The following is a 24,752-nucleotide window of genomic DNA, read 5'->3' on the forward strand; positions in this document are numbered from 1 at the left end:
GCTCCCCGGGCCGGATTCGAACCAGCGACCAATTGGTTAACAGCCAACTGCTCTACCACTGAGCTACCGAGGAATAAACTGTTTTCAACTTATCATGTTGAGCATTAATTGTAAACGTTTTTTGTACTTTATAAGACTTTAGTGATGTTATCTAAGCAGTTCATAGAAATGTAGAAAACTACTTTGACAAGCTTCACCAGCCTCCTTACCATATCACTGAAGTTAGTTGTTTATCTTCTCTGTAGAGATAAACTACAAAAAAACTTAACCTCATGTCTCTTATATTGTTGCCTACATTACCAACTAGTGCTGTAAATTACGTTTGCTGAGCGCTTAAAAAAAATGCCAACTGATAAAATGTAGTGAATAACTAGCTGCTCTAGATTTCTTTTGTCTTTTTTCTGTTTAGTAAATTTCTTAACGTTTATAATTTAGACTAATTGCAAAAGCAATTGATTTGCAATTATTAAGCGTTTAGAAAGAGAATGCTATATTTGAAGTCAAATGTAAATAACTAGCCATCCACAGGGGTTTTTTTGCCTTTTTTCCATTTGATAAACTTGTTAATGTTTATAACTAAGTGACGACCGTCATTCTGTCACTCATTAGCAGAATCTATGGTGAGGTACCACGAATGAATCGTGATATGACGTGATAGTTGCCGACGTCTCAGCGCTTGACACTAACTTCTCATACTGGAAAACCATAGGATGACAGAAATAGTAAATAAAATTTACTAAATATCAGTATTAGCTACTTTCATGATACTTCTTGGATGGAAATTGAAGCCCAGTTCTAGGCATGTGCACTTGTTTACACTTAATACCCTGAACTTTTTTTTGCCCAGTTACGTTTGGTTTATCTAGGCTGTTACTAGGTTGTAATACTGCATATGTGATACCACCAATAGCTCCAGCTGCCAATCCAGCAGCTATAGCTATACCGATTATAGCTAGTACTGGTAATATAGGACCAGCAAATACAAGTCCTGCAACTACCGCTATTCTGTTATGGTACTTAAAATAACACCAATCCCAACTGCTTTAGCAATTCGTTCATTTTCTGCATTGTTTTCGCCTTCTGAAGACTGTACCACATCTTTTACCACTAGCAGTATTATTGATTATGTCTTCAACTTTTAGTCCCTCAATAATTACTAGAAGCCGTTCTTTTATGTTTTCATTACCAATTTTAGGTCTACTGGAGTTTTACCCCATCATTTTCTAATGGAGGATTAGCCTTCCATTTTTGGAATAGATCTAATACTATTTTTATGTAACCATTTTCAGCAAGCATAATGTAAAGGAGTACATCCATTATTATCTTGCAATAAATGATTAGCCCTTTTGTCTAATAGAGCTTGAACTACATCTGTATCTGAGTTACCATAAGAAATAGCCAAATGCAAGGCAGTGAAGTCAGTATTATTCTGCGCGTCAACTTTAACATTGCCATTTTTTAATAGACACCGAACTATATCTAGGTAACCATTTTTAGTAGAAAAATGCAAAGCAGTATCACCACCACTGTCGTTTATAATTAACGTTATCCTTATGTCTAATAGAGCTTTAACTATATTTAAGCAACCATACAAAGCAGGCAAATGCAACGATGTAACTTTTCAATTATGACTGCCTTATTGTAAGGTAAATTAATAATTTATATTAAATTTTTCTTTCCATTTCTAGCATACACCTTTATGTTTTGCTTCTAGTTTACTTTTTATTAAAGCAATGACATTGTTGTAAGTGTTTAGTGATATTACTAATAGTTTTAAGTCTTCCAACTCTAAAGCTATAATTTTCTCCTATCAAAAATAATAACATAGTTTAATTATTATGTTTTTAATAAAAAAGTCAAGGATTTATATTTTTCCCTCTACATACACTTTTTTAAACTCTTCCTTAAGATATCGAAAATATCTATAAATCACTACTTCCTTTCTCAATCCAGTTCTAGATTAGTAGAACGTTATTCAATGTTTAGATTGTTAAGGCGTGTGCTTAACGTGTTTTTTTACAGCTTCTGCAAATACATATAGCTCTAATCTAGGAATGTGTATCTCTTTCGCATCTTCAAAATCTACAAAGTCAATCAGATGCCTTTCTATTCCTGCAAGCTCTATTATGATGTCACTCCTGTGTTCCTGAAAGAAAGTTTTTACTTCAGCAAATGTCATCTTCTAAAAATCACACTCATAGCGTTCTGATAAAACATCAATTAACGGCTGATAATTATATAGCAATATTTTCCTTCTACCTCAGGTTTAAGTTGTAAATCTTTTTGATTAACATTAAAACCAAAAGCGTCGCTCTATTATCTTATTCATCATGTACGCACAAACACCTACTTTGCTTTCACTGAAAGTACGACTTAAAGGAGTTAATCCATCAGAATTCACTGCATTAATATCTGCTCCGTTATCAATTAGAAGCTTTACCACACTTATGTTGCCATATGCTGGATGAAAAGGTGTTCTACCACTGTCGTTTTTGCATTAACCTCTACCCCGTTGTTGATTAGAAGCCTTACTACATCTATAGTATCATTGTCAACATCATCATGTAAAGGAGTGTCACCATACTCATCCTTTGCATAAATATTTGCTCAGTTTTCAACTAGAAACTTTGCCATATCTCTATTATTTTCCATGATAGCCAAACACAAAAAAGTAGATCCGGTTTCATTCGCTGCATTAGCACTTCTTTCCTCTTTTATTAATTTCTCAATCTTATCTAAATCTCCATATAAAGTTGATGTAAATTACATTGACAACGCAGTATTACTACCAACTTTATTTTCTGACTCTAGAGTAATTAGTGCCCAGCGTGTTGATTATTTAAAAAATTTTTTAACTAAGCACACTCAATTGCAGAAATCGATTAACGCACTATAAACATTGATGCAATAAGGCCGTTGGTACAGGTTTGTATACCTTTAAAATTAAAGAACGGAAAGGAGCTAAGTGCACGCTATATATTTACTTACAGGTGACGCGACAATAAATAGCTAATATCATCACATCATTCTTCATTACCACCTATGGATTAGAAGCAAGAAAAATGAATATTCATAGAAGAGGAACACAAGCTATATTTTTTATTGACTTATCTATATTCTATAACTTACATTAATAAGCAAGTAAATGAGTGTTGTTAATATATGACCAATGAAATGATATTTTATACAGAATAGCCAGTAGTTTGTTATTGGGAAAATAAAAATGAAGAGCATAGTTCACATGAAGATAAAGAACTTATGATGAAATGAAAAAAAGAGTCTGCGTAATTCAAGTACCGATTATGTAGAAGACTACTTTAGAAGGTATTAAACGGATAGTAGATAAACACCTAAACAAGGACTGAGGCTAAATTTATGTTACAGAGGTAAGAACGATAATTAGGATGAAACTTTCACAAATTTTACATTTGGAAAAATATTAAATACTCTTTCTAAAATATCCTGTTGCCCTGTAGATAGTAGAAGATGTGAATTTCCTTTCATTTCAGATGAACAAGACTACGATAACAAATATGGTGATGATGAGGATGAATTATCTGAAAAAGTTCAGACATCATGAAATATATCATTAGCAAGTTAGTGCTACAAGATGGAAAAATAAGACACAGTTTTTACCATGATAATGGTATGATAGAACAAGAAATTAGTAGGTTTGTGGACGATCTTAATGCGCAATGTAAGAAGATTAAAAGCGATCTAGAAAAAATAGCATATGAAAGTATTGTAAGCAGAAGCAAGCAAATTCAAAACAGATTGGAGGTAGAAAGAGATAATAAATATCTTTATGTAAAATATATAAAAGATAGTGTTGTTAAACCTGCAAAAATCATAAACAATCAGGAAGTAGAAAAGCTAGGATTAAGAGTTTACATATTATAGATCGGAGAAAGTACAGCAAAAATTGAAAAAGATAAAGATGGAAAAAGAAATTATACTGATATCTTAGGCAGCACTGAAATGTCTTTTACTACTAGAAAAGGGGAGATCAGTATTCATCTACATCCTAGTGAATAAGATAGTAATAAAATAAAAGTAGTGTTTGCTAACGAGGAAAGCAAAGCAAGGTTTAATAACTTAGAAGACAAACAAGTTTAGAACTAAGCTGTCTCTTAGAGAGGAAAAGTGTTGCAAAAGTCATAGGTAAGAGTTTTGAAAGAAATGGTAATGTACCTACAGAATTAACTGAGGCTATTAAGCAACAGAATGTTTCATCTACTTTCACGCATGTTTATTTGTTACTACAACAGGAAATAAGAATAGCTCCAGGAGGGTAAAAATTGATATTATTTTAGAATAAAAACTAAAAAGTTAATTACAGATGTTCATATATGCTAAGTCAAGGAGGCAGAAGGGGTAGTATAAATGCTCATTAAAAATTCTAATAATTTAGAAGCTTTTCTAATGCTAAGTATACTAACTGAATTTAATGAAGCCAAAAGTCTTGCATTAGTTTTGACTATATCAATTCTTCTGTCAGTTACTCTTGTCTTTTATAGCAAAGTTGCGCGGACTACCTACTTATTTCATCTATATTTCTACTTTGTATTACTCTTTACCTTATGATTCTTAGAAGGCAAAAGCGGTGCCTATTTCTTGGCCGGCTTTCTGCTCTTACAGAGTTTGAGTTTACTATTCTCCTTTTGCAAATCAGTATTCAATAACTTTGATACCTCTCATTCAGCTATTCACCTTTATAGTACTTCTCAAGATCTTCAAATTGCTCTTTACTTTCTATTGTTACTTTAGTTAGAGAATCAGCAATATCTTTGTGTATTTTTTGATTATCTATTGGCTTATCATCGTTAATAGTAACTTTATCCTTTTCTTGTCCACTACTTACTTATAGCCCTGTCCTTTGATTCTTGTTGCTGCTTTTCTTTTAAATAAGCTGTAAATAGCATCTATTGTTTTTTGACTATACTCCTTAAAAAGAAGTTTGATTGTCCTAAGTTTCTATGCTAGGGAGATGGGTTTAGAGTATGTTTTTGTTTTTTACTCTCACCACCAACAATCATATCATCGCTCAATCTTCTCTTTATTAGAAGGCAAAAGTGGCGATTCTTGAGTACTCCTATGTACAGATTTTTCTTGTGTTTTCAATAATGTATTTCGAATATCTTAAGATTCTGGTGTATATGTTCCTCTAGTGCTATTTCTGATACTTTAAACCCTTGTATTACCCTATCAGGAGCATTCTATACTATCTCCTTAACCCTCTGAAATATCTATTAATTTACTCCTCTTGACAATAATTTCTTTCCCTTACCTACGGCTCACACCGTAACTCTGCTCTTTAATTGCCTTTATTGCCTCTTCTTTAAACAAGTCTTGAACATTATGTACTTCCTTTTTGAATCTATGACTGTCTTCAATAAAAACAAATTTAATTATTTTCATTTTTTCTCTAAAAAAATGGTGCGTTTATTAACTGTAGAATATACGGGTTTTTTTATTCAAGTTTTCATAATTGGCCTTTATACTAAACTGGTATCTATAAATTTTTGTACTTTTTCTAGATAATCAACACTTTTGTTCTCTTTAAGCACTTGAACGCCCTCAAATTTGATATTTTTACGCCTTCAATACTCAGTCCATTTCCTTCAAGCCATTCCTTTCTCTTGCTTATTGATTCAACAAACCCATTAACCCTTTTAACATTGTCTGCACTATAACTAATCAGCGTATTACAATTTTTGGTAGCTAACTATTGTGGTTGTTTTATACTCTACAATTGCCTTATAAATGTGCAAATTCTTCCCAACTTGATTTTATTGTCCCTTAACAGTTAACCTATGCAACTGAGTATTGTAGTTTTCTAGAAATTCACCAAATACAGAAATACGTTCTCCAAATAAATCCAAACGATCTTCCACAACTCTTCTTACAGCATTTGAATATCCCGTGTACGATACAATATTAACTTCCACTCCGTTTAAAAGTGCAGACTACAATACGGATTTTAATGTCTACTCACTTTTACTCTGCCTGTATTCTCTAGAAAATTTCTTATATCGGTATCAGTAACTGAATACCCCACCTTAGAATTAAAATCGCTTCTTTTTATTCCAGAATATTTACCAGCAAAAGCATTACACGTGTACCCATTAGTAATAGTGGTATCAAAGTCAGATATTAATAGGGCATATTTCCTGTAGCCATACCTTTACCTCTCAACTCTCACAAATCAATAGATAAAGGATAATACTAGCAGGCTAACTATTTATAAAAACACTAAAATAGTTAAATATACAAGCAATATGCACAGCTGGTTAAAAGTAGGCTATTTTGCGAGTTTTTCGATATGTTAAATAAAATACCCATGGGCAATGACAGACTTGAACTGTCGACCTCCTCGGTGTAAACGAGATGCTCTACCAGCTGAGCTAATTGCCCCTTTGAAAGGTAATTCTATAACTCAATAGTATTATTGTAAACAAAAAGTAGAATCAAATGCAGCCTAATTTCTAATTGACCATTTGCTTAACTAAATGTTAATATTAAAATCACTTCGGTCAAAGTACAGAAAATGCAAGACAATATAGTACCAATTTCAATAGTGAAAGAACTGGAAGATTCTTATCTCTCCTACGCAATGAGTGTGATTATAAGCCGTGCTATACCTGACGTGCGAGATGGATTTAAACCTGTTCATAGGCGCATATTATATGCAATGTCGAAGGCTGGATACGATGCTGGCAAGCCATATAAAAAGGCAGCTCGTATAGTTGGGGATGTAATGGGGAAATATCATCCACACGGTGATGCAGCTATTTATGATTCCTTAGTCAGAATGGCTCAAGATTTTTCTCTTCTTCTACCACTTATTGATGGGCAAGGTAACTTTGGTTCGGTAGATGGAGATCCACCAGCTTCAATGCGATACACAGAAGCAAGACTTCAAGGAGTGTCACACTTCTTATTGAATGACATTGATGAAAATACAGTTGACTTTAGACCAAACTACGACGGAAACGAATCTGAGCCTGTTGTACTGCCTGCAGAATTTCCGAATTTGTTAGTAAATGGTGCAAGTGGTGTTGCAGTTGGTATGGCAACCAATATTCCTCCTCATAATCTTGGAGAAATAATTGACGCCTGCGTGTTATACATAGACAACCATGAAGTAACCTTAGATGAATTGCTTAAAGTAGTACCAGGGCCAGATTTTCCGACAGGAGGAACAATTCTTGGTAGGTCTGGAATAAGATCAGCGTTTGCTACAGGTCGAGGCTCAATTGTTATACAAGGTAAAACTCATATAGAAGACCTGCCACAAGATAGGCAAGCAATAGTTATTGATGAAATACCTTACCAAGTAAATAAAGTGAAATTAATTGAGAAAATCGGTGAACTTGTAAAAGAAGAGAAAATTAATGGCATAACAGAAATTAGGGATGAGTCTGATAAGTCTGGTATTAGGGTAGTGATTGACCTTAGAAAAAATGCTGCAGCAGATTTTATACTGAATCAAATACTAGGACTTACTCCTCTAAGAAGTAGCTTTAGCGTTAATACTTTAGTTCTCAACAACAATAGACCTGTTTTGATGTCATTAAAAGAAATCATAGTTGCTTTTGTTGACTTTAGAAAAGAAGTATTAATCAGGAGGACAGAATTTCGTTTGAGAAAAACGAGAGAAAAAGCCCACATATATATAGGACTTTATATTGCGGTCTTGAGCATAGATGAAGTGATAAAAATCGTCCGAGGTACAAAAGACCCTGAGGAAGCAAACAAGAAGCTCTTAAATAAAGAGTGGAAAACCTCAGCTGAAATAAACACAATTATTGGCTTGATTTCAGATAGCATGAGCTTTTTGAAAGATGGAGTGTATAGATTAACCGAGTTACAGACGAAAGCCATTCTTGACATAAAATTGCAACGTTTAACGGGTCTCGAAAGAGATAAATTAGAAGCTGAGCTAAATTCAATGGTTAACCTGGTAAAAGAATATATCGCTTTTCTTGGTTCAGAAGAGAAATTAATGAAAGAAATAAAAAATAATTTACAAGAAGTAAGGAACAGATTTGCCGTACCACGCAAAACTGTAATAGAAGAATCAGATGCAGACATTGAGGTAGAAGATCTAATCCCACAAGAGGATATGGTGGTAACAGTGACCATGAATGGTTACATTAAGCGCGTGAAGCTCTCTCACTATAGGACTCAGCGTCGTGGTGGAAAAGGAAAGTTAGGACAGGGGCTAAAAGAAGAGGATGTAATCACAAAATTGTTTGTTGGGAACACCCACACTAGCCTTTTATTCTTTTCCAATATTGGCAGAGTTTATAGATTAAAAGTTTATAAATTACCTCTTGCGGAGCCAACTGCACGTGGAAGAGCACTTGTTAACATATTCCCTCTTGCTGATGGTGAAACAATTACCAATATAATGCCACTGCCAAGTGAGAGTGATGAAAGTCAAAATATAGTTTTTGCTACTGCTCATGGAAACATAAGGCGTAACTCTTTAGCTGACTTTCACTATATTCCAAGCAATGGGAAAATAGCAATAAAGCTCGATGAAGGAGATAAATTAGTATCGGTCAAAGTATGCAACGAAACTGATCATGTTTTACTTTCAACAATGCTTGGGAAAAGTATTAGATTTATTGTAAGCGACGTGCGTCAATTCAAAAGCCGCAATTCGGATGGCGTAAGAGGTATCAAACTTGCAAAAAACGATAGTGTGATATCTATGACCATACTAAACGGTATAGGCGTTACAACAGAAACAAAAGAGCTTTATCTAAAAGTTCCACTAGCAAAAAGACTAGAAACTGCAGTTAATAACTCCATTGATTCTAAATTAGAAAAAGTTTTGAACGATTTAGGAATAGATAACAAATTATTCTTAAAACTTGCAGCGAATGAAGAGTTTATACTAACTATTACTGAAAATGGCTTTGGTAAAAGAACTTCTGCATATGAGTACAGAGTAACCAACAGGGGCGGTATTGGTATTACCAATATTCTTACTACCAACAGAAACGGCAATGTCGTTGCTAGCTTTCCAGTTGAGCAGGATGACAATATAATGCTTATTACAGATAAAGGAAAGTTAATCCGCATTTCAGTCAACGGAATTAGAATAGCAGGACGTAGTACTCAGGGGGTCACTCTATTTAAAACAGAGAGTAGAGAAAAGGTAGTGTCAGCGGCAAAAATTGAAGATCCTGGTTCTACTGAAGAAAATATGCCTGAGATTGGAGATTCTGCGTCTTCTTAGCTGTAGTATTATAAAAACATACTAAGAGTAAAAAGTGCAAGTTTTTGTTGATTAATCTATAGTATTTAAATTAAAATGTATACTACATAGCTGAGTAGAGGTTGATGAACAAGAAATTAACTGAGAATAAAAAACCGCTGGTAGACAAGGAAGATAAAAAAACACCTCCTGTTAAAGGTTTTACTAAAAAAAATAAGAGCAGGAGAGATTTTATAACATTAACTACATGCGCTATGGCAAGTATAGGAACTGTAAGTGGGCTTTGGCCACTGATTAAGTCTATGAACCCTTCCGCCGAAGTCTTGGCAATGTCTACAGTTGAAGTTAATTTATCTGGAATCCAAGAAGGACACGGAATAAAAGTAAAATGGCAAGGTAAACCAGTATTTATTCGCAGACGTACAAAGCAAGAAATTAAAGCTGCAAGAGTTGTGAATGTAGAGGATTTGAGGGATCCTCAGTCAGATGAGCAAAGAGTACACAAAGGAAAAGATGAATGGCTAATTATGGTTGGAGTATGTACACACCTTGGATGTGTACCAGTTGAACATGCTACAAAAGATGGAAATGGTTGGTTTTGCCCTTGCCACGGTTCATATTACGATACATCTGGTCGAGTAATTGGAGGCCCTGCACCAAAAAATATGGTTGTACCTGATTATTTTTTTCCAAATGAAAATGTTGTGGTAATTGGCAAAAAGGCTTAATTAATAACTGTACTTAAGTTACTATAGCCTTAGTTCTTATTTAATTAACTAAACTAAACCTTGCTCTTTTTAGGAAGCACAAACAAAGGAACTACTTGACAAGTTTCAACAACTTCATTATCATAGAGTTAAGGGTATCTCTGATTCACAACTTATTTTTGACCTGCAAGTTCAATAACAAAATTCGGTAAAAATTTTAGGTATTTATTGGCAGATTGCATCGAGTTATTGCGGTTGTATATCTTTAAAATTTTTCTACATTCAGCTAAGTCATGCTTAAACTAAGCGTCAGCAAATTATTACAGCGCCAGTTTAAATTATTATAGGGTCAAAACTTGCTATCCGGGGGTTTTTCACCTTTTTTTATATGGTAAATTTCTTAAATATTTGTAGCTAAGGATTTACCGACAACCTCTGCCTGTTAGCGAGACCTATGCTAAGAGACCGCATTGGTATAACATAGAACTGTGCTAGCCATAGCAAACTGAAAATACTTTTTTAATATTTTTATCAACAAATTAAGTAATTTACATATTATTCGCTAGTAGACAAAATTGTTCAACAGTTAAGTTTTTTGGACGCTCGTTTCCACTTAATTTAGCATTTTCAAGAGCGGTTTCAGTACGATTCGTTACATTTTGCAAGCTATTCCTTAGCATTTTTCTTCTTTGAGCAAAAACAGCACGTGTTAATTTTGTTAAGGCTTCCAAATTTACTGCAAATCTTTGTGTAGGTAAAGGCTTCACTGTAATGACCGAAGAGTATACTTTCGGTCTTGGAAAAAACTCTTTAGGTTCGATATCAAATTCCCTTCTTATATCACATAGTAACTGACTTAGCACTGATAGGGAACCATAATCTTTAGAATTGGGTCTTGCTATAATACGATCTGCTACCTCTTTCTGAAACATTAATGTAAAAGTTGTAAAAAGTTTTATTTTATTTAACCACTTTAAAAATAACGCTAACGAAATATTGTAAGGCAAGTTTGCAATAACTTTTACTGGGCGTTCTATTAGCTCCTCTTCTACAACATAAAGCGCATCTGCTTCTACAATTCTAAACTTTCCCTGGTGTTCATTAAGCAATTGGTCATGACATTTTACTAAATTGCTATCCTTTTCTATAGCCAGCAGAGACTTTGGATTATGTGCTAATATCTCCTTTGTCAGGGCACCATATCCAGGGCCAATTTCAATGACGTTAAAATCTTCCAGATTACCAGCTAAAACAACTATTCTTTTTGTTATCTCACTTGATAAGATAAAATTTTGCCCTAGACTTTTTTTTGGCTTCAATAAAAATTTTTTCATACTACTTCATTATGCAATGCTTTGATAATTATAAAAATAGTTGACTGAAATTCATTAGTAATTATATATTATTAACGTATTTAATGCCGGCTTAGCTCAATTGGTAGAGCAACTGACTTGTAATCAGTAGGTTGTCAGTTCAAGTCCGACAGCCGGCACGTGTAGTAATGTCATACTTGACCTGAAAGACAAGAATTAACTGGCAAAAGAATGGCTTTGTTGCATTGCTACTTATGAAAGGCTAACTATAGTTAGGGTTATAAGCAACATATTGAAAATCTTGTTCTTTTGCAATCAATCTGATCAAATTTAAGAATAGTAATTTATTATTTATATTAATAAATTTGATTCTATTTAAAATAGCTAAAGTGTTGAAATTATTGAATTTTAGCCAAATTAGTGAATGATAGTGAAATTTCTTTTACTCAAATTAGGTATTTACTGACCATTCTTATTATAAATTAAGAGAATGACAAGTTACTAATATTCTTCACCTTTCTTGTCTTTAATCACCATAGCTGGCATACAACAAAAGCCAAACGGAAGCTGAAGGAATCAGATTGAGTAAGGAAAATTCAAGAAAGCTATAATTTAAAGAGAAAATTTAGTAGAGGCGAGTAATGGTAAAAAACTTTTTATTGACTTAATTTTGTTTTATTCTATAAACTTAATTTATTTTTTATTAGTTCTCATCTAGGTATATACCTTTATGTAAACAAAGGTTAGTAAAATGATAGCTAATCTTGTTAAACTAACAAGCAAGCGTGAGAGGAGTTCGTTTTAGTGTTGTTTGGGATACTCTCATCCATATAAGTAAAGTTGATGTCTTTTTTAATAGTCGCAAATTGGAAGATGAATGGAACACGCTCTTTATTCGTCAACTTTATAGGTAAACTCAATGACAAGAGTAATGAAATTACTTCTAAGCTCGTGATTTGCCCACCTTTTACATCACTTCCAGGTAATATAGAGCTGAATAGTAATATTAGTATAGGAGCACAGAATTGCCATTATAAAAAGTCTGGTTCTTATACAGGTGAAATTAGCGCAGAGATGCTAAAAGAGTTAGGATGTACTTACGTAATACTTGGGCATTCCGAAAGAACTCACGAAACAAATGGTGAAATAAAGCTTAAATCAGAAACAGCTATAGAATCGGGCTTACACCCAATTATTTGTGTAGGTGAAAATTTAGAAGACCGTGAGAGTAGTAAAACAAAGGAAGTAGTAGAGTATCAATGCAAAAGCCGCTTGCCAATACATGGTGAATATACCGTAGCATATGAACCAATATGGGCAATAGGTACAGGACATGTACCAAGTAATAATGCAATTGCTGAGGTAATAGAAGTGATACAATCTTATACTAGCAAAAAACACGTTATATATGGCGGCTCAGTCAGTTTAGAAAATATAGAAAATTTATCGAATATCTTGAATTTATCAGGAGTTTTAATTGGCAGTGCAAGCTTAGATTTTGATCGCTTTCATAAAATTGTACAGCAAGTTGAAAAAGCCTATTAATTCTGAAATTGTAATTAAAGAACCCTGTGATAGATATATACACTAACAGACCTAAGAAATACAAAATAGCAGCATTAATAGTTGCAGCAGGAGTAGGAAGCCGATGCAGCAATACAATTCCTAAGCAGTATATGACACTAGCAGATAAACCTGTTTTATCGCATGCAGTCAAAAAACTTTTAACCAACCAGTATATAGATTACGTAAGGGTTATAATTAACAGAAATCATGAAGATTTTTATAGAGAAACGATAGATTCTCTACATAACTATTATTTAAGCGAAGCGGTACACTCTTTCCAGTATGTGACGCTGAAATCTAGAAAAAAAGAAGAATGGATTCCAGTGTCAAGCACTGGAATGAAAGGAAGAGTAGATACTAAGTTACTAAGTCCAGTATATGGAGGAAAAAGTAGGCAAAACTCAGTTAAGCTGGGACTTGAAAGCTTGCAAAAAATTAACCCAGATTTTGTAGTTATACACGATGCTTGTAGGCCTTTTGTGTCAAATACTTTGATAAATAACTTAGCTCGGTCCATGATTAATAACCAACATACAGGAGTAGTACCAGCAATAGAAGTAGAAGATACTATATCATTAGTAAATGATGATCTCATTGAATCCACAATTCCAAGAGAAAGACTTAGAGCTATACAGACCCCTCAAATTTTCAATTTTAAAGAATTATTATCATATCATCGGTCAAATAAAGAATTTACTGATGATTCATCACTAATGGTAGAACACAAAAAACGTGTTGTAGTTACTAGAGGTGAGAAAATCAATTTTAAGTTAACCACAAAAGAGGATATTAATATGGCAAAGCTTCTTCTTGATGAACCAAAATATCGCGTTGGAACTGGCTATGACATACATAGGTTCATTAAAGCTCAAGGTAAGGCTAAAAGTTTTATAAAGATTTGCGGCGTAGAAATCGAGTATGACATGAAAATAGAAGCACATTCCGACGGTGATGTTGCAATACATGCAGTTGTTGATGCAATACTGGGAGCACTAGGATGTGGCGACATAGGAGCACATTTTCCTCCGAGTTTTCCTGAGTGGAAAGATCGCAATTCATCTCACTTTCTCGATTTTGCTGCTAAAAAAGCAAAAGAAAAAGGATACAGCGTATCTAATTTAGATATTACTATAGTTTGCGAGGAGCCTAAAATATCGCCTTACAAAGTAGCAATGAAGAAGTTCATATCAAAAACATTAGAGATTGATAGTGAATTTGTAAATGTTAAAGCAACCACTACAGAAAAATTAGGTTCTATTGGGAGAAATGAAGGAATACTAGCACATGCTTCTGTATTATTATATAAAATAGCTCCACTGCATAATTAATTTTTATAAATACAATAAACATTGTCTGAATCAGAATATCTTACGTTCGTTCTTCAACATACTTCTTGGAATACGCATCCAATTTCTTCGTTTTCCTTTTTATCTGGTAAAAACTCACCGACTCGCGCATTTCATATGGCCTTATACATTCCATTTTTATTAAAAAGTTCTTAGTGTGTGTTATCTTCTACAATTTTCCCTGATCAAGAGAACTAGAATGCAATCCATGTGCAGAAGCGTAGGCAAAACGATGTGCGATGACAATAGTTGTAGCATTGCTTATTTCAAGTATTTCGCTTAGTGATTGTTGTACTAACTGTTCTATTGGAGCATCAAGTGTAAAAGTTGCCTCATTTTAAATTAATATAGGAGCACTTTTTTAAATAGCCCTTACAATTGCGATGCGTTCTCTTTGTCCACTAACTTACTTTAACGCCTCTCTCACCTACATAATGGAATGATATCCATTGGTCATTTGTATAATATTATTATGAACCCTCGCCTTTTCACATGCTTCAACAATTTCGTCGAAGCTTGCATCGTATTTAGCAAGTTGTAAATTTTCCAGAACAGTCCTATCAAATATACCAACATCTGTGGAATCACCGATAAGTTTGCCCATAAAGACTCTTGTGTAATACCTGCAATGTCATGACTGTCGATATAAGAATTCATCTACTTTGCACGTCAAAGTACCTGAGCAAACACTTGATAAGTGTTGTTTTATCTGCCTCAGACATTCCTATCTTCTGACCTGCATAAATATGTAAGTTAAAATCGTGGATTATAACTCTATTTTGATCATACGCGAAGCATACATTTTCGAACCTAATTTCTCTCCATACATCTATAAGCAACTTGCACCTTCTTTATACTTAACGCCATAACTATGATTGACAAATGAAAACGATGCCTTCATTAATGCAATTTCTGGGTTTATGTTAAATAGCAGATTTGTTAAAATACCATCTACTTCTCCATGCATATCAAGTGTAACCATCGAAATAAAGGCAAAACTACCTGCAGTGATGTGTCCGTTCTGATATAAATAGGCAAGTAAACAAATTTACATAGTATACATAATAGTTACCGTGATTGTATTAGCACTATCTATTCAATAAGCATCAAACTTACGGACTCCTTTATCTCAATTCTCCAGTGTAACTTAGCTTAAACTCTGTCCACATATTATCAATAACTTTTATGCCAATATATTTGCTATAGAATCATTTATAATTCCTAAAGTTGCTTATCCTGCGTAACACATTGTTCTTGAAGTTTCATTTATTTTTTTAGCAAAAAAGTTATGACAGATGCATAAATCATCATAAGTATAAGTATCATGGCAGCTGATGCTAAATTAATACCTAACAGAAAAATATACTCATAGCAATAGTTGCTATATTAACCAAAGCCTGAAAGCAGTGAGTTACTAACATAGTTACACTATTTTAACAATCCTTAATATTACTTAAAACTTCACCTGATAAACGAGAATTAAACCAGTGCAAAGAATGCCCAAGTGTTCTTGTGTACATTTAGTTATAGTCTCAGCCAGAATTATAGGTTTATATTTTATATCTAATGATCGACTGACAAAAAACATCCTATAATGTATGATTGTGTAAAAATAAATAGTATTAATAATGTTGTTATATCATTGTATGATTGGATTACATCAATGATTTCTTTTACATTATAAGCTTTAACTATTTTAAACACAGATGCAGGATTGCTATTGTACATAACAAGCAAAGATATGTTCTGCATTTCTAAAAAATAGGCTTGAGGTAGGTTAAAAGTTTAGTGACTTCAATCATATTAAAGCCTTCGGATGATCGTAATAAAATATACAGTGAAAATCAGTTCCAACATTCAATTTTCTCATTTTCCTTTTTATCTGGTAAAAATCCACCAACTCGTGCACTCCATAGAGTCTTATACATTCCACTTTTATCAAGCAACTCTTGATGCGTGCCATCTTCTACAATTTTACCTCGATCGAATACTAGAATACGATCCATATGCAAAAGTGTAGACAGGCAATGGGCTATTACTATAGTAGTTTTACCTTGCATTAACTCCCACAGAGACTTTTGAATATTACTCTCAGTCACAGAATCAAGTTGTGAAGTTGCCTCATCCAAGATTAAAATAGGAGCATTTTTTAAAATAGCCCTTGCAATTGCAATACGCTGCCTCTGTCCTCCAGAAAGTTTCATACCTCTCTCTCCAACAAGTGACTCATAACCTTGGGGCAATTTTGAAATAAACTCATGAGCATGTGCACGTTTAGCAGCTTCTACAACTTCATCATCACTAGCATCTGCTTTACCATAACGAATATTTTCCATCAGAGTTCTATGAAAAAGCGATGGATCTTGTGGAATCACTCCAATATTTTTATGCAAAGAATCTTGGGTTACATTGCGAACGTCTTGTCCGTCAATTAAAATCTTTCCAGATTTTACATCATAAAGCCGGAGAATCAGGTTTACAAATGTTGACTCACCGCCATCCGAATAACCAACAAGTCCTACTTTTTGACCGGATCCAATTATTATGGATTTGTTTTCAAATATTGGTTCTGAATCTTTATAATGAAAATGAACTTTATCAAAAGTAATTTCACCTTTTTTAATGACAAGATCTGCTACATTTGGTTGATCTTGGATTTCAGGAGTTACAGTAATTATTCTCAAAGTCTGAGTAATCTTTCCCCATAATTTAGAAAGTTGCGAAAAGCCTTTTGCTATCATCCAAAGAAAACTAGCTATTGCTATATTAACAGTCATAACAAAAGCAAAATCTCCAGTAGTAATTGATCCTTGCTCTCTTCCTTTAATTAAGAAATATAAATTGAGTATTTGCATGACCATAAATGAGAAGCCATAGAAAGTGAAAATCCACATATATAACCACTGAAGCCTCTGTTCTGCTTTAACAGCTTCACTATGAGTAGATTGCAAAAATAATCTTTCCTGGTATTTGCTCGCAAACAATCTTACAGACATGATATTTGAGAATACGTCTATCATTTTGCTAGTAATGCTCGAACCAAGTTCTGACCATGCGTCTGCGAGACGTGTTATCCTTCTTGCAAGAAATAAGGAAGATAAAACAAACAATGCAGACCAAGCCAACATCAATAAGGCGAAGTTAATATTTACTTGCCATAAAAAATAAATTCCAATACCTAGGCTAATGCGCGACCCATGATCCTGTCAGTCATAATTTGTGCAATATCTGGAATATAATTTGTCAAATCGTTAATCTTGTTGGCGAAACTGCCGGAAAAGCTATTTTGGTAATAGCTATTATCTTGATCTAATAAGATAGCAATACTCGATTCAACAATGTTTTTACGGAGATTAGGAACCATCTTAATTTCAAAAAAATAATTATACAATCTATTAATACACTCAAGTAAAAGTAACATGAGTACATAGGATATGGCGGGAGTTGCTATGTCACGGAAAAGATTATCTGCAGCTGATATTGAAACACGGTCTATAATAATTTTTATTAAGTATGGACTAAAGGAAATATCGACAGCCCAGACTAATGCTGTCAACAATACTATTGTAACATGAAAAGAGAATGGACGTAGTACTTTTAGGATGAAAGATACAATCTGCTTTGTTGTGATGTCGTTCATATTTTTTGAACTACGCACGAAGTAAACTAACGCCAACCAGTTTGAAAAATTTATGCTGCTTTATATTATAATACTTTATAAACCAAAAATAAAAAGAGAAAATAGCCGTGCTTAATATACAAGGTAATACTCTACCTCTGTAGACAATGGATATTCTTGGCATTATGTGCTTTTGTTTGATCTAGGTTACTGTCGATAATTGTTATTTTTCTACAATTGCCTTTATCTCCTCTCTCATTCATTCCGTACAATATATTTTTGATGATGCGCCAGTAATACATGTGAACTTGTCAATTTTGGTGTGGATGTCTCTATAATGTCTTTGCTCTTTACCATAAATTTATAAAACACCAACAATTGGTTTAACTTTTCATGAGTTCTATCAACTTTCTCGATGCCGTTTATATTTATATTAGCATTTATTCCAAACACTGGAGTTATTAAAAGTAACTATATTCCTGTATTATAAAACAAATTATTTTCGCTTGGACTTAGTTTATTTATTGCCAGCATATCAGCAAATGCAGTCCTTATCTACATGTCGAATAAATTAGACTAGTTATTATACTCTTATCGTCATTTCTTTATGTTGTTTTAGTATATAATAATATGCTGACAGACATATATCACTCGGATAAGAATTTATTTTACAAATATCTCTTTTTGGGAAGCAGGCATTTATTGCAATTAGCTTTTGTTCAAGCAATGTTTTTAGTCTACTTAATAATGCCAAGTTCTAGTGACCGTTAGTTTAGCTTCAAATAACAAGACTACTATTTTACCACTATTTATAAACATAATTTTGGCTATAGGTGCACCATTTATATATTTTGCCTATTCAGTGGATAGTGTTGAATTGATACAATTTTCCATTTGGAATATGAGAATTGCTGGAGCAAGTTCTACCGTGTTTTTAAAATTAGTGTGCTTTAATATCAGGACTTTTATTAATGATAAGGGTAACTATCTATTACATTCATTTCTGTTATTTACCTAAGGAGGTGTACTTGAAATACTGACTATTGAAGGAAATGTTACTATCCATGCCCATTATCATGGTTCTGTAGCCGGTATCACTATAGCTTTTATAAATTTTGTCTACTGGCTATTACCAAAATTAGGCTGTAAAAAGATAAAAAGTCCATAGTAAGATTACAGATCTATGCCTATAGTGTAGAATATTCTTTGCATATTACCGGATTTGTATGGCTTGGTGGATATGGTGCTTTAAGAAAATCTGTAGATTTGTCAAATATTCTATTAAAATTAGCATATACTTGTTCTGTCGTAGGTAGAGCTATATCAGTTGTTGGCGAAATGTTGTTCATAATAACTGTGCTTTCATCTTTGTTAAAAAAGGCAAAGCGCGTAACTTAAACTTTCAAATGGCTAATAACACACAACTGTAAGAATATTGTACTACCAGGCGAGTCGTTCAAGTAGCCCTCTTTTTGTCATCCCAGTGCGTGACACTGTTATTTAGTAAATTTATTTACTACTTCTATCATCCTATGGTCTTTTAGTGCGAGGAGCAAGCGTCAAGTGGCCGGGAATATTGGCAACCCCACGTCATACCACGATTCGTTTGCGGTATCTCACCATAGATTCTGCTAACGAGTAGCAGAATGAAGGTTGTCATTTAGCTATAAATATTAAAAAATTTTACTAAATAGAAAAAAAGGCAAAAAAACTCCAGGTAGCGAGTTTTGACCATATAATAATTTAAACTGGCACTGTAATAATTTGCTAACGCCTAGTTTAAGCGCAATTTAGCTGAATATAGAAAAATTTAAAAGACATGTAGCCGCAATAATCTGATGTAATCCACCAATAAATACTTGAGTTTTTTTACTAAATTTTGTTATTAAACCTGCAGGTCAAAAACAGGTCGTAAGTCAAAAATACCCTTGCTATCATGATAAGGAGGTTAGTAAAGTTTATCAAGAAGTAGTTTTTTGCATTTCTATTTCATAAGCTATTTGAATCTTGGTTTATCAAATCACAACATCTATATAGTTACAGTGATATAATTTAGATCTAGCTACAAAACACAAAACTAATGAAAGAAGCTACGAATACCAGTGAAAAACATAGCAATTTCATTTTCATTTGCAGCTTTTATCACATCTTGATCTTTCAGCGAACCACCAGGCTGAACTATGGCTGTGATTCCATGTTTTGCACTTTCCACTATGCTATCTGGAAATGGAAAAAATGCATCTGAAGCAAGCACAGCACCCTTACACTTTTCATCCGCATTTTTCACTGCGATGTTCACACTATCTATTCTGCTTGTTTGTCCTGCACCAATGCCAATAGCACAACCGCCTTTTGCTATAACTATTGCATTGGATTTTACATGTTTACATATTTTCCAAGCAAAAATGAGATCTTCTTTTTCTTCTTCCGTTGCAGTGTGTTCTGTTACTTGACTCATTTCTTCTGCTTTTATTGCGTAGCTATTATTTTCCTGTACTAAAAACCCACCAATAATATTTTTAATCTGATATTTCGCATTTTGCTGAAGAGATCTATAAATAATCACTCTTAGATTTTTCTTTCTTTGCAAAGTTTTTAGTGCTTCATCGCTGACTGATGGTGCTACCACTACCTCCAAAAATATTTCGCTCAATTTTTCTGCTAGCTTTAAATCTATCTCCCGATTTAAAGCAACTATGCCACCAAAACTGCTTATTTCATCACACGATAGAGCTTTTTTATATGCTTCCAAAACACTATTACCAACAGCAGCGCCACATGGGTTATTGTGCTTAATTATCACTGCTACAGGCTCTTTAAACTCAGAAACTATATTAAGCGCAGATTCTATGTCTACTATATTATTATAACTCAACTCTTTTCCATGTATTTTTTCCAGTGGATACTTAGTAAATTGATTACTATAAAATGCAGCTTTTTGATGAGGATTCTCACCATACCTTAATTCTTGTACTTTACTTCCATATAGAACAAAAAACTCTGGTAATTCACTACTTTTACTCTTGGATAAAAACCAGCTGTAAATATTAGAATCGTAGTGTGCAGTAAGAGCAAACGCCTTAGTTGCTAGATATTTTCTATATTCTAATGTTGTCTTATTGTTATTTTTCATCATTTCAGCTTTCAGTGCTTCATAGTCCTGAACACTAGAAATGACCGAAGTAAAATGAAAAATTTTTGCTGCAGCTCTAATTAGCGCTACTCCACCAATATCTATTTGCTCTACGATTTGTTCTTCACTTGAGCCGCTACTGACTGTTTCCCAAAATGGATATAAATTAATTACAAGCAGATCTATAGGTTCAATTCCTAGATCCTGCATCTCCTTTTTGTGTTTTTCCCGATCAAAGAGTATTCCTGCGTGAATTTTAGGATGCAAAGTTTTCACTCTACCACCTAATATCTCTGGGAATTGCGTGTAATTGGAGACTTCTTGTGTTTTTATTCCCGCATCGGACAGCACTTTATATGTATTTCCTGTTGAGAGAATCTCTACTTGTTGCTGTATTAAAAACGATGCAAGATCAATTATATTTGTCTTATCATATACTGATATTAAAGCTCTCTTAATCTTCACTTTTATGTAGAAAGTTTTTTTAAGATTATACATAAAAAAAGTGATTTGGCTATAGTCACATTGCTCACAAATGAACAGACCTCTTACCTTTTTACATACAGACCCTGTATTTTGACATGAAGCTTAATGTTTATTGTACTTACACAAGCAAAGTTTGATGGATATTTTCCATTATATTACCGTAAGCAATTATCTTTTCTTCACCTGTATCCATATTTTTAATCTTTAAAGTTTTACTGCCCAGTTCTTCATTACCAAAAATTAATGCAGCCTTAGCATTTGCCTGACTTGCTTTTTTCATTCGGTTTTTAAGCGCCCCGTTATACTCATAGATTACATATAAGCCATTCCTGCGCAATTCATTCGCAAGTGTCAAAGCATGCTCTTCAGCTTCTCTGCCAATAGGAACTAAGCAAATAGGTCTATCTCCCTTCATGGAATAGTTAATTAATTCCATTATGCGTTCAATACCCCCTGCAAATCCTATTGCTGGAGTATATTTTCCACCTACTGAAGATACCAGATTGTCATATCTTCCACCTGCAAAGACCGCCCCTTGTGCACCAAAATCCTCTATAACAAATTCAAACACTGTATGGCAATAATAATCCAGCCCTCGAACTAATTTACTATTTACAGTACAAGGTATATTGAGAGCTGTTAATCCATTTAGTATTTGCTCAAAGAAATCTGAGGATTCTCTTGTATAATAATCACTGATTTTGGGTGCATCAGAGATTATCAATTTATCTTTCTCATCCTTGGAATCTAATATTCTGAGTGGGTTTTTAGTCAATCTATTTTGGCTGTCCTCTGATAGGTCATTTTGAAACTTTTTAAAGTACGGTATCAAAACTTCTTTGTACTTAGCAATTGTTTCACTATCACCCAAAGAGTTAATTTCTAGTCTTACATTCTTGCTGATATTAAATTCAGTTAATAAATGATGAGCAAGCGATATCAATTCAATATCAGCTTTTGGATTTTCTACACCAAAAACCTCAAAATTTATTTGGTGAAATTGTCTCTGCCGTCCCTTTTGTGGTCTTTCATAGCGAAATGCAGGTCCTGTTGAAAATAATTTTATCGGTATTTGCAGTTTTTTTTCAACCAATAGCCTAACAATCGCTGCGGTGAACTCAGGACGTAAAGTTATGCTCTTTCCTCCCTTATCATAAAAAGTATACATCTCTTTATTAATAATGTCGGAACCATCACCTAAAGTTTTCATGAAGACTTCTGTATATTCAAATATCGGAGTTTGGGCAGGTAAAAAGCCGTAAAGACTTGAGATCCTATTTGCTATTTGCTGAATGTATTTAAACCTATACCATTCATCAAATAGAAGATCCTTTGTTCCTCTAACTGTTTGATTAGTCATAACGTAGTCTCTATACCTGAAACCTCTGGTATGTGGTAACACAGCATATTTTGCACTCCTTGTTTTAGGGTAATTGCAGCACTTGGGCATCCAGAGCAGGCTCCTTGCAGTTCAACATAAACTATTCCATCTTTATAGCCGCGGAATTTGATGTCGCCGCCGTCTTGAGCAACTGCAGGTTTGATGTAATTTTCCATCAACTCCTTTATTCTATTTACAATTTCTATATCATTTTCATCGAAAAATTCCTCATCCGGTATGTTGTTGTCATTCACTCCTTTTCTATCTAGTGCCTTCCCACCAGAGGTAAAGTGATCCATAACCGTAGTTAAAATTTCCACTTTTAATATGTCCCAACTAATCCCATCCGATTTTGTTACTGAAATAAAATCATGGCCAAAAAATACTCTTATCACATGTTCTATTTGGAAAAGGTCTGCTGCTAATTTAGAATTTTTTATTTCATCTGGATTTGAAAAATCAGCAGTTTCCCTTTCGTTTAAAATCGCAAACCCAGGAAGAAATTTTAGCGTATTGGGGTTTGGTGTTTCTTCAATTTGAATGAACATGTTATTTACCTGACGATTATAATATTACTATTTAATCACAAAATGAAAAAAATATACACGTCATTCCTTTTTTGGCACTCATGGTAGGTTAAATTTACCCTACCTAAGGTAGTTGTGTCTTTCCTCAGAAGTCACACTAAAAATTATACTGGCAATAACATGTATATAGATGAGGCATTAAAAATACCGGAGCTAAATCCTGAAGCAAGTTAAAATAAAATCAATAAAACATATCAAAATTTAATTAAGTTAGTTCATCCAGACAAAGGAGGCTTAGAATATTTTGTGCAAAAGTTAAATGCAGCACGTGATAAGTTGCTAAAAAGATAATAACTGTCTATTACATAGTAACCATTAAAAATTTTTTCGGTTTCCCATATAAATTCTACTGCTGCAGACTTAAGTTATGAATCTAAATAAGCACTCAAATTTGAGTGCTTATTTCTTGAAAAAAACAGATATATACAGACATTAGTTTGTATTATCTCAGTGGAACTTAACAAGTTTATCTATAGTTTTAGTAATGATTCTTGGAGTATCCGGAGAAACCTTTGAATTAAGCCTATTTAGTTGCTCTATAGCAAATTCACTATTCTCATTGGCTATAAAATTACACAAAATGTCTTCTATACTCTTAGTAATATTTTCATACTTTCTCAAAGGATGATTTTGTGGATACCTATTGATGGTTTTAATACTGGAATACTCGACAAAAGCTTGATCCTTAAAAGCAAGTTCTCTCAATTGTTCTTTAAGTTTTAATTCTTCCTCTTTTGCCAATAGGCAAGATTGTATCAGTGATTTTATGATTGAATTTATTGTTTGATGTATCTCATAATTTACTACAATATTAATAATATTCTCTTTTACCACACAATCATACATACTTTTTTCGCTCTTTAACAACTCTATCAATGTTTCGCTATTTTGCGAATTTAATTCTAAATTTTCTTCGCTCATAGGAGTCATGATGAAGGTGTTTTTATTCACTCTAATGTTGAACTGTGGAGAGCCACCAAAAAATGAAAGCACTATGCCCTTAGATTCAAGTGCATGATTACATGCAGAAAAGAGAGTGTGCGCTATAACACTGCTTGGCACCTTCATTCCGTGTTTACTCAAGTGATGCAGTATATTTTCAACGTCATAATACGTGAAGTCTGAACTTTTTAGTAAATCAACAATCTCTATGCTATCTTGTTGTTTATACCTTATCCTTACCTCCTCTGTAAAAAGAGTTTTGGCTGCTACATGTTTATCAAGCACCGTGAAAATTTTGATGAAATTCTCTAAATCCTGTTTGTCAATTAATTCAATAGTAATTAAGTTCCTGCTAACAATTGAAATATTTTTTGTCATTTTTCCCACTAAAAAAACTCACTAAATAAATTGTATTTTTAATCCATTAAAATTTGTTTAAAGCA

Annotated in this window: 20 protein-coding genes, 3 tRNA genes and 1 pseudogene; 8 read left to right on the forward strand and 16 right to left on the reverse strand. The window is 33.4% G+C overall.

Annotation, left to right across the window (positions count from 1 at the left end):
- Position 1: 1 nt before the first annotated feature.
- The 5 genes and pseudogenes from WBM_RS02380 to WBM_RS06935 all read right to left on the reverse strand — a co-directional run bounded on the left by WBM_RS02380 (position 2) and on the right by WBM_RS06935 (position 2,601).
- Positions 2-73: transfer RNA gene (locus WBM_RS02380), tRNA-Asn, on the reverse strand.
- Between the two features lie 1,212 nt (positions 74-1,285).
- The gene (locus WBM_RS02385; protein ID WP_041571455.1) at positions 1,286-1,609 is read right to left on the reverse strand and encodes an ankyrin repeat domain-containing protein; all 324 of its coding nucleotides are present in this window, start codon (positions 1,607-1,609) and stop codon (positions 1,286-1,288) included.
- Positions 1,610-1,990: 381 nt separating this feature from the next.
- Positions 1,991-2,179 carry a hypothetical protein gene (locus WBM_RS02390; protein WP_041571456.1) on the reverse strand — a complete coding sequence of 63 codons (189 nt, stop codon included), beginning with the start codon at positions 2,177-2,179 and terminating at the stop codon, positions 1,991-1,993.
- 114 nt (positions 2,180-2,293) lie between these two features.
- Positions 2,294-2,479 (reverse strand): annotated as a pseudogene (locus WBM_RS05420) (ankyrin repeat domain-containing protein); the annotation flags it as partial.
- Positions 2,446-2,601 (reverse strand): hypothetical protein, encoded by a 156-nt coding sequence (locus WBM_RS06935; RefSeq protein WP_369799986.1) that lies wholly within the window; start codon positions 2,599-2,601, stop codon positions 2,446-2,448. The pseudogene WBM_RS05420 and the gene WBM_RS06935, both read right to left, overlap by 34 nt.
- A gap of 49 nt (positions 2,602-2,650) precedes the next feature.
- Between WBM_RS06935 and WBM_RS05075 the strand changes: the two genes are divergently transcribed.
- Positions 2,651-2,896: a hypothetical protein gene (locus WBM_RS05075; RefSeq protein WP_050707667.1), complete on the forward strand. Its 246-nt coding sequence runs from the start codon at positions 2,651-2,653 to the stop codon at positions 2,894-2,896.
- A 680-nt stretch (positions 2,897-3,576) separates the two neighbouring features.
- On the forward strand, positions 3,577-3,900 hold the full coding sequence (locus WBM_RS05080; RefSeq protein WP_011256602.1) for a hypothetical protein: 324 nt from the start codon (positions 3,577-3,579) through the stop codon (positions 3,898-3,900).
- Between the two features lie 1,383 nt (positions 3,901-5,283).
- Here the strand turns inward: WBM_RS05080 and WBM_RS06725 are convergent.
- The 3 genes from WBM_RS06725 to WBM_RS02405 form a co-directional block, all read right to left on the reverse strand.
- A complete protein-coding gene (locus WBM_RS06725; RefSeq protein WP_255324097.1) occupies positions 5,284-5,418 on the reverse strand; it encodes a hypothetical protein in 135 nt (44 codons plus the stop codon).
- Between the two features lie 371 nt (positions 5,419-5,789).
- Positions 5,790-5,948 carry a hypothetical protein gene (locus tag WBM_RS05750; RefSeq protein ID WP_158676329.1) on the reverse strand — a complete coding sequence of 53 codons (159 nt, stop codon included), beginning with the start codon at positions 5,946-5,948 and terminating at the stop codon, positions 5,790-5,792.
- Positions 5,949-6,341: 393 nt separating this feature from the next.
- Positions 6,342-6,414: transfer RNA gene (locus tag WBM_RS02405), tRNA-Val, on the reverse strand.
- Positions 6,415-6,547: 133 nt separating this feature from the next.
- Here WBM_RS02405 and gyrA point away from each other — a divergent pair.
- Both gyrA and petA read left to right on the forward strand, forming a co-directional pair.
- On the forward strand, positions 6,548-9,250 hold the full coding sequence (gyrA, locus tag WBM_RS02410; RefSeq protein WP_011256603.1) for a DNA gyrase subunit A: 2,703 nt from the start codon (positions 6,548-6,550) through the stop codon (positions 9,248-9,250).
- A gap of 104 nt (positions 9,251-9,354) precedes the next feature.
- Entirely contained in the window at positions 9,355-9,957 is a 603-nt protein-coding gene (gene petA / locus WBM_RS02415; protein WP_011256604.1) for a ubiquinol-cytochrome c reductase iron-sulfur subunit, read from the forward strand.
- Positions 9,958-10,484: 527 nt separating this feature from the next.
- On the opposite strand, the gene rsmA is transcribed toward petA, so the two are convergent.
- A complete protein-coding gene (gene rsmA, locus WBM_RS02420; RefSeq protein WP_011256605.1) occupies positions 10,485-11,270 on the reverse strand; it encodes a 16S rRNA (adenine(1518)-N(6)/adenine(1519)-N(6))-dimethyltransferase RsmA in 786 nt (261 codons plus the stop codon).
- Between the two features lie 85 nt (positions 11,271-11,355).
- On the opposite strand from rsmA, the gene WBM_RS02425 reads away from it, so the two are divergent.
- From WBM_RS02425 to ispF, 3 genes are all read left to right on the forward strand, one after another.
- A tRNA-Thr gene (locus WBM_RS02425) sits at positions 11,356-11,428 on the forward strand.
- A gap of 664 nt (positions 11,429-12,092) precedes the next feature.
- Positions 12,093-12,794 (forward strand): triosephosphate isomerase, encoded by a 702-nt coding sequence (locus WBM_RS02430; protein ID WP_011256606.1) that lies wholly within the window; start codon positions 12,093-12,095, stop codon positions 12,792-12,794.
- A 35-nt stretch (positions 12,795-12,829) separates the two neighbouring features.
- On the forward strand, positions 12,830-14,143 hold the full coding sequence (gene ispF / locus WBM_RS02435; RefSeq protein ID WP_410543183.1) for a 2-C-methyl-D-erythritol 2,4-cyclodiphosphate synthase: 1,314 nt from the start codon (positions 12,830-12,832) through the stop codon (positions 14,141-14,143).
- Positions 14,144-14,588: 445 nt separating this feature from the next.
- Here the strand turns inward: ispF and WBM_RS05755 are convergent, their stop codons facing one another.
- From WBM_RS05755 to WBM_RS06320, 3 genes are all read right to left on the reverse strand, one after another.
- Positions 14,589-14,765, reverse strand: coding sequence for a hypothetical protein (locus WBM_RS05755; RefSeq protein WP_158676330.1), 177 nt, complete (start codon positions 14,763-14,765; stop codon positions 14,589-14,591).
- A 1,240-nt stretch (positions 14,766-16,005) separates the two neighbouring features.
- On the reverse strand, positions 16,006-17,289 hold the full coding sequence (locus tag WBM_RS02445) for an ABC transporter ATP-binding protein (protein ID WP_233417537.1): 1,284 nt from the start codon (positions 17,287-17,289) through the stop codon (positions 16,006-16,008).
- A 50-nt stretch (positions 17,290-17,339) separates the two neighbouring features.
- On the reverse strand, positions 17,340-17,837 hold the full coding sequence (locus WBM_RS06320; RefSeq protein WP_011256608.1) for an ABC transporter ATP-binding protein: 498 nt from the start codon (positions 17,835-17,837) through the stop codon (positions 17,340-17,342).
- A gap of 1,149 nt (positions 17,838-18,986) precedes the next feature.
- Here WBM_RS06320 and WBM_RS06325 point away from each other — a divergent pair.
- Positions 18,987-19,178, forward strand: coding sequence for a hypothetical protein (locus WBM_RS06325; protein ID WP_225416082.1), 192 nt, complete (start codon positions 18,987-18,989; stop codon positions 19,176-19,178).
- A 679-nt stretch (positions 19,179-19,857) separates the two neighbouring features.
- Here WBM_RS06325 and purH read toward each other — a convergent pair.
- From purH to WBM_RS02470, 4 genes are all read right to left on the reverse strand, one after another.
- A complete protein-coding gene (gene purH / locus WBM_RS02455) occupies positions 19,858-21,378 on the reverse strand; it encodes a bifunctional phosphoribosylaminoimidazolecarboxamide formyltransferase/IMP cyclohydrolase (RefSeq protein WP_041571563.1) in 1,521 nt (506 codons plus the stop codon).
- A 139-nt stretch (positions 21,379-21,517) separates the two neighbouring features.
- A complete protein-coding gene (gene hisS / locus WBM_RS02460; protein WP_011256610.1) occupies positions 21,518-22,759 on the reverse strand; it encodes a histidine--tRNA ligase in 1,242 nt (413 codons plus the stop codon).
- Entirely contained in the window at positions 22,756-23,328 is a 573-nt protein-coding gene (locus WBM_RS02465) for a NifU family protein (RefSeq protein WP_011256611.1), read from the reverse strand. The genes hisS and WBM_RS02465 overlap by 4 nt, the downstream gene beginning before the upstream one ends.
- A gap of 486 nt (positions 23,329-23,814) precedes the next feature.
- Entirely contained in the window at positions 23,815-24,687 is an 873-nt protein-coding gene (locus tag WBM_RS02470) for a hypothetical protein (RefSeq protein WP_041571457.1), read from the reverse strand.
- Positions 24,688-24,752 lie beyond the last annotated feature (65 nt).

Origin of the sequence: Wolbachia endosymbiont strain TRS of Brugia malayi (assembly GCF_000008385.1) — a bacterium.
Classification (GTDB): domain Bacteria; phylum Pseudomonadota; class Alphaproteobacteria; order Rickettsiales; family Anaplasmataceae; genus Wolbachia.